We start from the raw sequence: 13107 nt of genomic DNA, 5'->3' as shown, positions 1-13107 counted from the left end.
TTTTTTAGAGCAATGAAAATTAATAAATTTACAATTAGAACTACTAAAAAATATAATTTTGGAAATACCTGAACAATTTCAAATAAACAGCCCTCTTCATCACAATACGTATTTAGTGAATGGAGAATTAAAAAAATGGGAAGGACAAACCGCAGAGGTACTTTCAACCATTTCTATTTCTGAAGATTACAAGCCAACCCTATTAGGTAGTGTTCCTAATATGGATGCAGAAAGTGCTAATGAAGTACTTTTATCTGCTTGTGATGCTTTTGGTAAAGGTAAAGGAGCGTGGCCCACAATGAAGGTTTCTGATAGAATATCGTGTATGGAAAAATTTGTTGAGCAAATGAAAACCAAGCGCGATGAGGTGGTAAAACTTTTAATGTGGGAGATAGGTAAAAATTTACCTGACTCTGAAAAAGAGTTCGATAGAACTGTAGAGTATATTTACGATACTATAGAAGATTATAAGCAGTTAGACAGAGATAGTGCTAAGTTTTTAAATAGGGATGGTGTTTATGCTCATATTAGAAGAGGCCCTCTTGGAGTAGTACTATGTTTAGGGCCGTATAATTATCCTTTAAATGAGACATTTGCATTGCTAATTCCTGCATTAATAATGGGTAATACAGCAATTTTTAAACCGGCTAAGCATGGTGTATTATTAATTACGCCGTTAATGGAAGCCTTTAGAAACAGTTTCCCTAGAGGTGTAGTAAACATTATTTTTGGTCGTGGTAGAGAAGTAGCTGCACCAATTATGCAAAGTGGTCGTATAGATGTATTGGCACTTATTGGTAATAGTAAGTCGGCTATTGCATTACAAGATCAACACCCTAATAAAAATAGATTACGTTTAGTATTAGGATTAGAGGCTAAAAACCCAGCTATTATTTTACCTGATGCCGATTTAGACTTGGCCGTAGAAGAATGTATTAACGGTACACTTTCTTTTAACGGACAGCGTTGTACAGCCCTTAAAATTGTATATGTACATGAAGATATACGTGAAGAGTTTAACAAGCGTTTTGCAGCCAAGGTAGATGCTTTAAAGTTAGGTAACCCTTGGGAGGCAGGAGTAAAATTAACTCCGTTACCTGAGCCTGATAAACCAACTTATATTCAAGGTTTAATAGATGATGCTAAAGAGAAAGGGGCTGAAATTTTAAATAAAAAAGGAGGAGAAACAACCGATAATTATATTTTTCCTGCTGTTTTATACCCTGTAACTGAGGAGATGCGTGTATATAAGGAAGAACAATTTGGTCCTGTTATACCGGTAAAATTATTTAACGATATCGATCAGATATTAGATGAACTTGCATTATCTAATTATGGTCAGCAGGTAAGTTTGTTTGGTAAAGATGTTTATGAGTTATCTCCACTCATTGATACCTTGGTAAACTTAGTTTGTAGAGTTAACTTAAACAGCTCTTGCCAAAGAGGACCAGACGTATTCCCGTTCACGGGTAGAAAAGATTCTGCTGTGGGTACCCTTAGTGTGCATGATGCATTACGTTCATTCTCTATTAGAACGTTTGTTGCCACAAAAGACAATGCCAGCAACAAAGAGATACTTGAAAAACTTTTAGAAACAAAGGTATCTAACTTCATTAGTACAGATTATATCCTATAATTTAATAGATATTAGTATACATAAAAACCCAAAATTAGCTGTTTAGGTTAGTTTTGGGTTCTATTTAACTTTTTGTTAGTCATCTAAAAAATTCATTTTTAGTAATTTGAGCCTTATCAAATTAAACTACTAAGATGACAAACACGTTACTTTACTTTCAAACCCCTAATTTAGATATTGTAAAAGATAGCTATGAATGGGTACCATATCTAACCGGTTTTGGAGCTACTTTTATTATTCTATTAGCTATTTATTTAATAGCAAATAAAGTTTTGGAGGGAGTGACTAAAAATTCCGATAGTCAGATTACCAAAAAAATGCTTTCGGTGATTAGAACTCCTGTTATACTACTTATTTGTGTAATAGCATTGTGGGTACCTTTATCGTATGTAGAAATCCCCGAATTACTTACACAAACAGCTAAAAAGGTATTTAGTATTTTAATGATAGCTATTTTTAGTTGGATGGCAATTAGCGCAGTAAAATTGATCAAATACTTTGTGCTTAAGAAGTATGATATTAAACAAAAGGATAACCTTAAAGCCCGTAAAGTATATACACAGTTTAGAATTATTGAGAGAGTATTGATATTTATAATCCTTATTATAGCCATAGCGTTAGCTTTAATGACCTTTAGTGAAATAAAGAAGATTGGGGTTAGTTTGATAACTTCTGCCGGAATAGGCGGAATTATTATAGGTTTGGCAGCGCAAAAAGTTTTGGGAGGGTTTTTAGCGGGTATTCAAATAGCCATAACTCAACCAATACGCTTAGATGATGTGGTAGTTGTAGAAGGAGAGTGGGGAAGAATAGAAGAAATAAATTTGACGTATGTAGTGGTTAATATTTGGGATCAGAGGAGATTGGTATTGCCAACTACCTACTTTATAGAAAAGCCATTTCAGAACTGGACACGTACTACGTCACAAATATTGGGTACAGTATTTATTTATACAGATTACAATGTGCCTTTTAATGATTATAGAAATGAGCTTACCAGAATTTTAAAAAGTACAAAATTGTGGGATGGAAGAGTGAATGTTTTGCAGGTAACAGAAGCTAAAGAGGGCTCTATAGAGATGAGAGCTTTAATGAGTGCAGAAGATTCTCCAGCCGCTTGGGATTTAAGAGTACACGTTAGGGAAGAGCTTATTAAATTCCTTCAAAAGAATTATCCGAATAGTTTACCTAGGTCAAGAGTTGAAATTAATGGTAGTATAAACGATTTAAAAGATGTAAATCAACTATAAAAACATCCTTTAATCAAGTTTTTATATACATCTACTAGGGTTTAAGTAATTTAGCGGTGTTCACTAATTTAATAACTATGTTAAAGAAAGTTTTACGCATTGCCATATTCCCCTTTTTAGTTCTTTTGGTTGCGTTTAATATCAATTCTGCACAGAAAAAAGTGGTGGTTATCAATGCATCTCATGGAGGTGTAGATTGGGGCATAACCTATGATAGTATTAATGAGAAAGAATTAGTTTTAAATATTTCTCAATATTTGTCTTCTATTAATGATGCTCATATAAAATTTGTTGGTATTAGAAATACTGATGATTACATATCGTTAAATGATCGTATTTCAAAAGTGGATAGTATTCACCCTGATTTAGTGATTACGTTGCATGTAGCGCAGGATCTTGATATTAGAAAATCTGGAGTAGTGGTAAGTGTAGGGAAAAATAATGAGTCAGATACTTCCAAGCAATACGGAAATAAAATTTTAAATGGGTTTAAATCTCAGAAGTTTGGTGTTAATGATAGCATTACTACTGCCGATACCTACTTTATGAATAATGTAAAAGAAATTCCGTCTGTATTAATAGAGCTAGGATATCTTTCTAATGAAAAGGATAGAAAGGCATTAATTAATAGTACTACTAAGGAACAAATAGCAAAAGCGATTACTGCTGCTTTACAATAACACTACTTTATTTGTTGTTTTTTCTAGATGATGTTATTAAAAAATATTAACAAGTGTAAATTATACACATAATTATTTGATTACAGCTAAAAAAAACCGAAATTGTACATCAATTTAATAGTTTTAAAATAGCTCCTTTAAAATTATAAATACAATATTTTAATGGTATATTTTATTCAATTATTAATTGTGTTGTTATGATTTGTAATCTGCATAAAATAAGCCAATTAGTGTTAGGATGCTTTTTGGTATTGAATATAGCTTCTTGTGAAGAGAACAAGGTTGTGTCTAAAATAGACGAAACCGAAAGTGTTCTTACCTTTTTTGAACTTCAGGATGTAAAGTTATTAGATAGCCCTTTTGAGCATGCCCAAGAATTAGATAAAGAATATCTAATGGCATTAGAACCAGATAGGCTTTTGGTTCCTTTTTTACGAGAGTCGGGGTTAACTCCTAAAGCAGAAAGTTATACCAATTGGGAAAATACAGGGCTCGACGGCCATATAGGGGGGCATTATGTTTCTGCACTTTCTTTAATGTATGCTTCTACAGGTGATAAGAAAATAAAAGAACGGTTAGATTATATGCTTTCTGAACTAAAACGATGTCAGGATGCAAATGGTAATGGATATATTGGTGGTGTTCCTGGAGGAAAAGCAATGTGGCAAGAAATAGCCAAAGGAGATATTAGAGCTGGAGGTTTTAGTTTAAACGATAAATGGGTTCCATTATATAACATACATAAAACGTATTCAGGATTACGTGATGCTTATTTGAATACTGGTAGTAAGAATGCCAAGGAAATGCTTATTAAAAAGACCGATTGGATGTATCATTTGGTAGCTAATCTATCAGATGAGCAAATTCAGGAAATGTTAGTAAGTGAGCATGGAGGGTTAAATGAGGTTTTTGCAGATGTAGCTAATATTACCGGTGTTACTAAGTATTTAGAATTAGCTAAGAAATTTTCGCATAAGGCTGTGTTAGCACCTTTATTAAAGAAAGAAGATAAGCTTACTGGTATGCACGCAAATACGCAAATACCTAAGATTATTGGTTTTGAGCGTATTGCTCAGGTGAATGGAAACAAGAGATGGTCTGATGCGGCTTCTTTTTTCTGGGATGATGTTGTGAACGAACGTTCTGTGGTTATTGGAGGTAATAGTGCTTATGAACACTTTCATCCTAAAGATGATTTTTCTAAAATGATTTTAGGTACTCAAGGACCAGAAACCTGCAATACATATAATATGTTAAAGCTAACGAAGATGTTATATGTAGATTCAGTAGATGAAAATTATATGGAGTATTATGAACGTACTTTATATAATCATATTCTCTCAACGCAGGATCCAAATACCGGAGGGTTGGTATATTTTACACAAATGCGCCCAGGGCATTACAGAGTCTATTCTCAACCTCAAACTAGTTTTTGGTGTTGTGTTGGTTCTGGTATAGAGAACCATGCTAAGTATGGTGAAATGATTTATGCACATACCGATAAGTCTTTATATGTAAACTTATTTATACCATCAGAAGTAATTTGGGAAACCAAAAATGTTACCCTTACACAATCGAATACGTTTCCTGAAGAAGCAGCAACTTATTTTAAAGTAACTGTTGCTGACGATACTGATTTTATATTACGACTTCGAAATCCAAAATGGGCTAATAAAGAGGCTCGTGTTTTAATTAACGGAGAGCCGTTTACCGATTTTAAAGCTGGAGCTCCTTATATTTCAATTTCTAGAACTTGGAAAGATGGTGATGAAATCACTTTTAATTTACCAATGTCTTTACGTACAGAGGGATTAAAAGACGGGTCTAATTATTATTCATTCTTATACGGACCTATTGTTTTAGCAGCTAAAACTACTACAGAGGGGCAAGATGGTTTATTTGCAGATGATAGTAGAGGAGGGCACATAGCTTCTGGAGCTATTGTTCCGTTAAAAGAGATTCCTACAGTTGTTGGGGCGCCTAAGAACTTAGTAAATCAAATAACAAAAGAAAGTAAAGACTCTTTAATCTTTAAATTAGGAGGGTTATACCACACCGAAGCATATTCAGATAGTTTAGAGTTAATACCATTCTATACATTACATGAATCAAGATACATTATGTATTTCCCTCAGGCAACCAAAGTAGGATTGAAAGATATGCAAGATAAAATGGAAGAAGAAGAAGAGGCTGCACGAATCTTGGAATCTAAATCTTCTGATGTTGTTTATTCTGGTGAACAACAACCAGAGTCTGATCATGGTATTGAGCAAAGCGATACTTGGACGGGATATGATTATGAATGCCACTGGAGAGAAGGTGGGGGCTATTTTTGTTATACTATGTTGAATGAGTTTGGAGCCAAATATTTATACATAAATTATCTTGATATTGATAAGCTAAGAGCTTGTGAATTCTACGTAGGAGGTATTAAAGTAGGAGAATTAAAATTGAACGGGGAGGCTGAAAAACCACTAAATACGTTAGTATTAAGTTTGCCTGAGGAAATAGGAGCTATGGAAGATTTTAAAGTAGAGGTGAGAGCAGTTAATAAACTGTGGATGCCTAAGATTGTTGAAGTACGAATTCTTAAAGAAAGTCTATAAGTTATTATAGTTATAATTTATTTGTTTGAAAAATAGGGATAGTTACTGTTTGTACTATCCCTATTTTGTTTTATTCTATAATTGAGCTTAAATGCTCCGTGGGCTTGCCCTGAAGTAGTTTCCTTTTTACAACTATTTATTGAGGATACTAAATCTTACTATACTCAATAAAAGATGTATAGGTATTCACCTTTATGTTTTCTGTTTTGCACTTCGGAAGTTTTTGCCATTCATTGGTAACATCTAAGCGCATTGATTTTCCTTTAACAGCTATTTCTACAGGTATTGTAAAATTATCTACGGTATTTTCCCATTTGTAGAGAACATTTTTTCGATCTTGTTTTAAAATAAGTTTAGGGATTTTTGTGGTTCTTAAATACTCATCAAAAATTGGAGCTAGGTCTATTTCTGTAGCATTGTTAAAATAATCTTCTACCTGTTTTGTAGTTACCGTTTGATGTTTAAAATGAAGCGTATACTCTTTTAAAGTGGCCCACCATTTTTCGTCATCATTCATTATATGGCGTATGGTATTCAAAAGTAATGCTCCTTTAGGGTACATATCTCCACTTCCTTCTTTGTTAACGCCGTAATCTCCAATAATGGGAATATCATTACTAACATTTTGTCTAAGGCCATATAAATATTTTAACGCATCTTCATATCCCCATCTACATTCAACATATACAGCTTCTGTATACGTAGTGAACCCTTCATGTACCCACATGTCGGCAATATCTTTAGAGGTGATACTATTTCCAAACCATTCGTGACCCGTTTCATGAATAATAATATAATCCCATTTAAGACCAATTCCGGTACGTGATAAATCATATCCTAAATATCCTTTAAGATACTTGTTACCGTAGGCAACCGCACTTTGATGTTCCATTCCTAAGTGAGGAGTTTCTACTAATTTATAACTATCTTCTTTAAATGGGTATTCTCCAAATTTCTCCTGAAAACAGTCCATCATAGGTTCCACTTCTTTAAATTGGACATTAGCTTTTTCAAGATTTTCTTTAAGCACATAGAAATCGGTGTCTAGCCCTTTATAGGTTTCGCCAAAATGGGTGTAGTCTCCTATATTTAGTGTAACATCATAATTATTAATAGGGTTGGTAACTACCCAGTGGTATTGTGTGTAATCGTCTCCTACAGGTTTGGTTTCTGTTAATCTACCATTTGATACATCTACTAATTCATTAGGCACGGTGACTAAAATATCCATACCATTATCAGGTTCATCGGATTGATGGTCTTTATTTGGCCACCACAAACTAGCACCTGCACCTTGGCAAGCTGTAGCAATCCAAGGAAGTCCGCTACCACTTTTGGTAAAAACAAAACCACCATCCCAAGGAGCATTTTTGGCTACTATTGGGTTACCCGAATAATAAAAGGTAAAACTGGTTTCATCGTTTTCTTTTAATACTTCAGGAAAATTAATGAACACAGCATCAAATTTTCTAGTATATGTGAGCGCTGTTCCTTTGTATATAATAGAATCTACGTTCATATTAGCATACAGGTCAATTTGTACTTTTTTTAAAGGTTCTTGAGGAACCATTACTATAGTGTTAGAACCACTAATGAAACGATCCTCAGGAACCACTTTGATGTCTAAAGTGTAGTGCTTAACATCAAAATTCCTTTCCTTTCTTAATGATCCTCTTAAGGTATCGGCTTCGGTATAATTCTTTTTTTTATGTAATACTTGAGCATTGGTACATACACCTACTAATAGCAAAGCTCCTAAAACAATTTTTTGTAGCATATTTTAGTTAATTGAAAAATGAATTAGTTTTGTTACACTTGTAATACCCCCATATTAAAGCGTTTTTCAATAGGCGCCTGATTTGAAGCTTCAATGCCCATAGAAATCCATTTGCGGGTATCTAGCGGATCAATAATAGCATCTGTCCATAATCGTGCTGCAGCATAATAGGGAGATACTTGATTATCATATTTAGATTTTATTTTATCAAAAAGCTCTTTTTCTTTCTGTTCATCTAAAACTTCTCCTTTCTTTTTTAAAGAAGCTTTTTCTATTTGCATAAGAACTTTAGCTGCGGAGTTTCCACTCATTACCGCTAATTCTGCACTAGGCCATGCAGCAATTAATCTTGGATCATAAGCCTTACCGCACATGGCATAATTACCGGCTCCATACGAATTACCTAAAATTATAGTGAATTTTGGAACTACAGAATTCCCTACGGCATTTACCATTTTAGCACCGTCTTTAATGATCCCTCCATGCTCACTTTTACTACCAACCATAAATCCGGTTACATCTTGAAGAAAAACCAAAGGAATTTTTTTCTGATTGCAATTAGCAATAAAACGGGTAGCCTTATCTGCAGCATCAGAGTAGATAACACCACCAAATTGCATTTCCCCTTTTTTAGTTTTAACTAACTTTCTGTTATTTGCAATAATACCAACTGCCCATCCGTCAATACGCGCATAACAGGTGATAATGGTTTGTCCGTATCCTTTTTTATATTCTTCCAGTTCAGAGTTATCAACCAAGCGTTCAATAATCTCCATACTATCATATTGATCGGTTCTAGATTTTGGAAGAATGCCATACATATCTTCTTGATTTTTGGCAGGAAGCATAGCTTTAGTTCTATTAAATCCGGCATTTTCAGGAGCACCAATTTTTTCAACTATTTTTTTAATAGTGTCTAGAGCTTCTTTATCATCTTTCATTTTATAATCGGTAACACCACTAATTTCACAATGCGTTGTAGCCCCTCCCAAGGTTTCATTGTCAATGGTTTCGCCAATTGCCGCTTTTACCAAATAGCTACCAGCTAAAAATATACTACCGGTTTTATCTACAATTAGTGCTTCATCACTCATAATAGGTAAGTAGGCTCCACCGGCAACACAGCTCCCCATTACAGCAGCAATTTGCGTAATACCCATACTACTCATTTGAGCATTGTTTCTAAAAATTCTTCCGAAATGTTCTTTATCCGGGAAAATTTCATCTTGCATAGGTAAATATACTCCTGCACTGTCTACTAAGTAAATAATAGGAAGCTTATTTTCCATGGCTATTTCTTGAGCGCGTAAATTTTTCTTTCCGGTAATGGGGAACCATGCGCCTGCTTTTACGGTAGCATCATTAGCAACAACTAATACTTGTCTACCTTTAATATAGCCAATTTTAACAACAACTCCACCACTTGGGCACCCTCCATGATCCTCGTACATTCCGTCTCCGGCTAGAGCCCCAATCTCTATAGTGTCTGCATCTGAATCTAGTAAATAGTCAATACGTTCTCTTGCGGTGAGTTTGCCTTCGGTGTGCTGTTTTTCAATCCGTTTTTCACCACCACCTAAATATACTCTCTTAAGTTTATGTCGTAATGAGGATACCAGAAGTTTATTGTGATCCTCATTTTTATTGAAGTTTATATCCATTTATCTTTTCTGTTTTTTCAAAAGATTACCAATAGCAAGATAAGCATTGAATACTTATTTTAAGGTAACTTTTGCTAATGTACAAAAAGCTTTAATAAACTATTACTATAAATTTCCTTGAAAAATACGATATTTGCAACCTAATATAGTTAGAAGTTTAGCTATTTAAACCTTTTGCTATGTTAGTTATGAAGAGGGTAAGTGCCGTTTTTACAATCTTAATTTTTAAGTAGAATTTATAATTATGATGAATAAGAATACAGTTTTAGCATATGCTACTATTATAATGATAATAGTAGGTTTAGGTTTAATAGGTCTTGGAGCTTTTAGATATAATGAAGTTGCAGGATGGGGCTTTGCTGCCGTTGGAATTGGATTTTTTGCTATTGCCTGGGTATTTAATGCTCTTAAAGGAAGAGTGTAATAGCTTTTACATATTATTTGAATAAGTAACTAACATTTTTAGAAAACTACCATTAATGTCAGACGATAAGAAAGTTATATTTTCCATGAATAAGGTAAGCAAGACTTACCAAAGTACTGGAAAACAAGTTTTAAAAGATATTTACCTTAGTTTCTTCTATGGTGCCAAAATTGGTATTTTAGGTTTAAACGGTTCGGGTAAATCTACCTTACTTAAGATTATAGCAGGAGCAGAGAAAAATTTTCAAGGAGATGTTGTTTTTGCACCGGGTTATTCCGTTGGGTATTTAGAGCAAGAACCACAGTTAGATGAAAATAAAACTGTACTTGAAATTGTTAAAGAAGGAGTTGCCGAGATTGTTGAGGTATTAGATGAATACAACAAGATTAACGATATGTTTGGTCTTGAAGAAGTATATTCTAATCCTGATAAGATGCAGGAGCTTATGGATAAGCAAGCAACCTTACAAGATAAAATTGATGCGACGAATGCTTGGGAATTAGATACCAAGTTAGAAATTGCAATGGATGCATTACGTACACCAGATCCTGATACACCTATTAAAGTGTTATCTGGTGGAGAGCGTAGACGTGTTGCCCTATGTAGATTGTTATTAAAACAACCTGATGTATTGCTTTTAGATGAGCCTACCAACCACTTAGATGCAGAGTCTGTATTGTGGTTAGAGCAACATTTAAAACAATATAGTGGTACTGTTATTGCTGTAACGCACGACCGTTATTTCTTAGATAATGTTGCTGGTTGGATTCTTGAGTTGGATAGAGGAGAAGGTATTCCGTGGAAAGGGAACTATTCTTCTTGGTTAGATCAAAAATCAAAACGACTTGCTCAGGAACAAAAGCAAGCTTCTAAACGTCAAAAAACGTTAGAACGTGAGTTGGAGTGGGTACGTATGGCTCCTAAGGGAAGACAAGCAAAACAGAAAGCTCGTTTGAAAAACTATGATAAGTTGATGAGCGAAGATCAAAAGCAGCTTGATGAAAAGTTAGAGATTTATATCCCTAATGGACCACGTTTAGGTACCAATGTTATTGATGCTGCTGGTGTAGCAAAAGCCTTTGGGGATAAGTTGTTGTATGAAGATTTAAAATTTAATCTTCCTCAAGCTGGTATTGTTGGTATTATTGGTCCTAATGGTGCTGGTAAAACTACCATCTTCCGCATGATAATGGGAGAAGAAACACCAGATAAAGGAAGCTTTATAGTGGGCGATACCGCTAAAATTGCTTATGTAGATCAGTCACATAAGGATATTGATCCTGAAAAATCAATTTGGGAAAACTTCTGTGATGGTCAGGAATTAATTATGATGGGTGGTCGTCAGGTAAATTCCAGAGCTTATTTAAGTAGATTTAATTTCTCTGGTAGTGAACAAAATAAGAAAGTTTCTTCTTTATCAGGAGGGGAACGTAACAGATTACACCTGGCAATGACTCTTAGAGAGGAAGGAAATGTATTATTACTAGATGAGCCTACCAACGATTTGGATGTTAATACACTTAGAGCGCTGGAAGAAGGTTTAGAGAATTTTGCAGGATGTGCGGTTGTGATATCTCACGACAGATGGTTTTTAGATAGAATATGTACACACATTTTAGCTTTTGAAGGAGATTCTCAGGTATATTTCTTTGAAGGTAGTTTCTCTGAATACGAAGAGAATAAGAAAAAACGCTTAGGTGATATAGCGCCTACACGTATTAAGTATAAGAAATTGATAAGAGAATAATAGTTTTTAAACAAAATATTTAAAAAGGATGTAGATACATTGTATCTACATCCTTTTTTTTGAAAATTGTGAATCTTAAATAATATAATTTCTCGTCTATATTAAGTAAATTAGCGGTATATTTTTTATTAAAGAACTATGAAGAAAACAGTAATGACGTTTGTTTTAGCAGGAATGGTTGGTTTTTCTGCACTTGCACAAGATGACCTTATTAATTCGTTAAAAGGGAATCAGAGTTTAACAGCTAAAGAAGGATTTCAATTTACGCCTGTAATTAACCTAGATAGAACATCTGTTAAAAATCAGGGAAGTAGTGGGACCTGCTGGAGTTATTCAGGAAATTCATTTCTTGAATCTGAAATGATAAGAGAAGGAAAAGAGCCTGTAGACCTTGCCGAAATTTATACAGCAAGATGTACTTATATTGAGAAAGCTAAAAATTATGTACGTATGCACGGAAACCTTGGATGGGGAGATGGAGGTGCGTTACATGATGTAGTTAATATGTATGACCAATATGGGGCATTACCGCAAGAAGTTTATAATGGATTGAACTATGGTACAGATATAAATCGTTTTGGAGAAATGCAGTCGGCATTAAAGGGAATGTTAGACGGTATTATTAAAAATAAAAACGGTCAGTTAACTCCAAATTGGATTAAGGCATTTACAGCTGTTTTAGATAGTTATTTAGGGGAAGTGCCAGAAACATTTGAATATAAAGGAAAAACGTATACTCCAAAAACTTTTGCAGATGAGTATATTGGATTAAAAGCTGATGATTACCTTGAATTATCTTGTATTCCGAATGAGCCGATGTATGAGAAAGTATTTTTCCCTGTACCAGATAACTGGAGCTTTGATTATACATATAACGTACACATGGATGATTTAACTGCGGTTATTGATAATGCATTGAAAAATGGTTATACAGTAGGATGGGCTACAGATGTTAGTGAAAAATCTTTTAGCTGGAAAAATGGAGTGGCATATGTACCAGAGATGGATTATAAATATATGACTTCTGAGGAAAAAGAAACCATGTTTAATGGTCCAAAGCCAGAAGCTGAGGTGACAGAAGCTATGCGTCAGGAAGCGTTTGATAACTATACTACGACAGATGATCACGGTATGCAGATTGTTGGTTTGGCAAAAGATCAATTAGGAAAAGAATACTATATAGTTAAAAACTCTTGGGGAGCATCTAATGACTATAATGGCTATTTATTTGTGACTAAGAATTTTGTTAAATACAAGTCTACCGCTATTTTAGTAAATAAGAATGCGATTCCTAAAAAGATTTATAAAGGATAAATTATCTCTGAA

At 34.1% G+C, this 13107-nt stretch carries 9 protein-coding genes; 7 read left to right on the top strand and 2 right to left on the bottom strand.

The genetic code is table 11. The annotated features are described in order from the left end of the window. Nucleotides 1-58 precede the first annotated feature (58 nt). The 4 genes from NBRC110019_RS15445 (at nucleotide 59) to NBRC110019_RS15430 (ending at nucleotide 6172) form a co-directional block, all read left to right on the top strand. On the top strand, nucleotides 59-1636 hold the full coding sequence (locus NBRC110019_RS15445; protein WP_281756339.1) for an NADP-dependent glyceraldehyde-3-phosphate dehydrogenase: 1578 nt from the start codon (nucleotides 59-61) through the stop codon (nucleotides 1634-1636). A gap of 134 nt (nucleotides 1637-1770) precedes the next feature. After that, nucleotides 1771-2886: a mechanosensitive ion channel family protein gene (locus tag NBRC110019_RS15440; RefSeq protein ID WP_281756338.1), complete on the top strand. Its 1116-nt coding sequence runs from the start codon at nucleotides 1771-1773 to the stop codon at nucleotides 2884-2886. A gap of 77 nt (nucleotides 2887-2963) precedes the next feature. Beyond that, the gene (locus NBRC110019_RS15435; protein WP_281756336.1) at nucleotides 2964-3566 is read left to right on the top strand and encodes an N-acetylmuramoyl-L-alanine amidase family protein; all 603 of its coding nucleotides are present in this window, start codon (nucleotides 2964-2966) and stop codon (nucleotides 3564-3566) included. A 197-nt stretch (nucleotides 3567-3763) separates the two neighbouring features. Further along, entirely contained in the window at nucleotides 3764-6172 is a 2409-nt protein-coding gene (locus tag NBRC110019_RS15430) for a glycoside hydrolase family 127 protein (RefSeq protein WP_281756335.1), read from the top strand. 148 nt (nucleotides 6173-6320) lie between these two features. On the opposite strand, the gene NBRC110019_RS15425 is transcribed toward NBRC110019_RS15430, so the two are convergent. Both NBRC110019_RS15425 and NBRC110019_RS15420 read right to left on the bottom strand, forming a co-directional pair. Next, nucleotides 6321-7949, bottom strand: coding sequence for a M1 family metallopeptidase (locus NBRC110019_RS15425; protein WP_281756334.1), 1629 nt, complete (start codon nucleotides 7947-7949; stop codon nucleotides 6321-6323). Between the two features lie 32 nt (nucleotides 7950-7981). Further along, a complete protein-coding gene (locus NBRC110019_RS15420) occupies nucleotides 7982-9610 on the bottom strand; it encodes an acyl-CoA carboxylase subunit beta (RefSeq protein WP_281756332.1) in 1629 nt (542 codons plus the stop codon). A 247-nt stretch (nucleotides 9611-9857) separates the two neighbouring features. Between NBRC110019_RS15420 and NBRC110019_RS15415 the strand changes: the two genes are divergently transcribed. The 3 genes from NBRC110019_RS15415 (at nucleotide 9858) to NBRC110019_RS15405 (ending at nucleotide 13095) form a co-directional block, all read left to right on the top strand. Continuing rightward, nucleotides 9858-10034 carry a CAL67264 family membrane protein gene (locus NBRC110019_RS15415; RefSeq protein WP_281756373.1) on the top strand — a complete coding sequence of 59 codons (177 nt, stop codon included), beginning with the start codon at nucleotides 9858-9860 and terminating at the stop codon, nucleotides 10032-10034. A 55-nt stretch (nucleotides 10035-10089) separates the two neighbouring features. Then, nucleotides 10090-11781, top strand: coding sequence for an energy-dependent translational throttle protein EttA (gene ettA / locus NBRC110019_RS15410; protein WP_281756331.1), 1692 nt, complete (start codon nucleotides 10090-10092; stop codon nucleotides 11779-11781). Nucleotides 11782-11919: 138 nt separating this feature from the next. Continuing rightward, nucleotides 11920-13095 (top strand): C1 family peptidase, encoded by a 1176-nt coding sequence (locus tag NBRC110019_RS15405; protein WP_281756329.1) that lies wholly within the window; start codon nucleotides 11920-11922, stop codon nucleotides 13093-13095. Nucleotides 13096-13107 lie beyond the last annotated feature (12 nt).

Origin of the sequence: Neptunitalea chrysea (genome assembly GCF_027924145.1) — a bacterium.
Classification (GTDB): Bacteria; Bacteroidota; Bacteroidia; order Flavobacteriales; family Flavobacteriaceae; genus Neptunitalea; species Neptunitalea chrysea.
The sequence above is the reverse complement of the archived record's forward strand: the minus strand, read 5'-3'. Positions and strand labels throughout refer to the sequence as shown.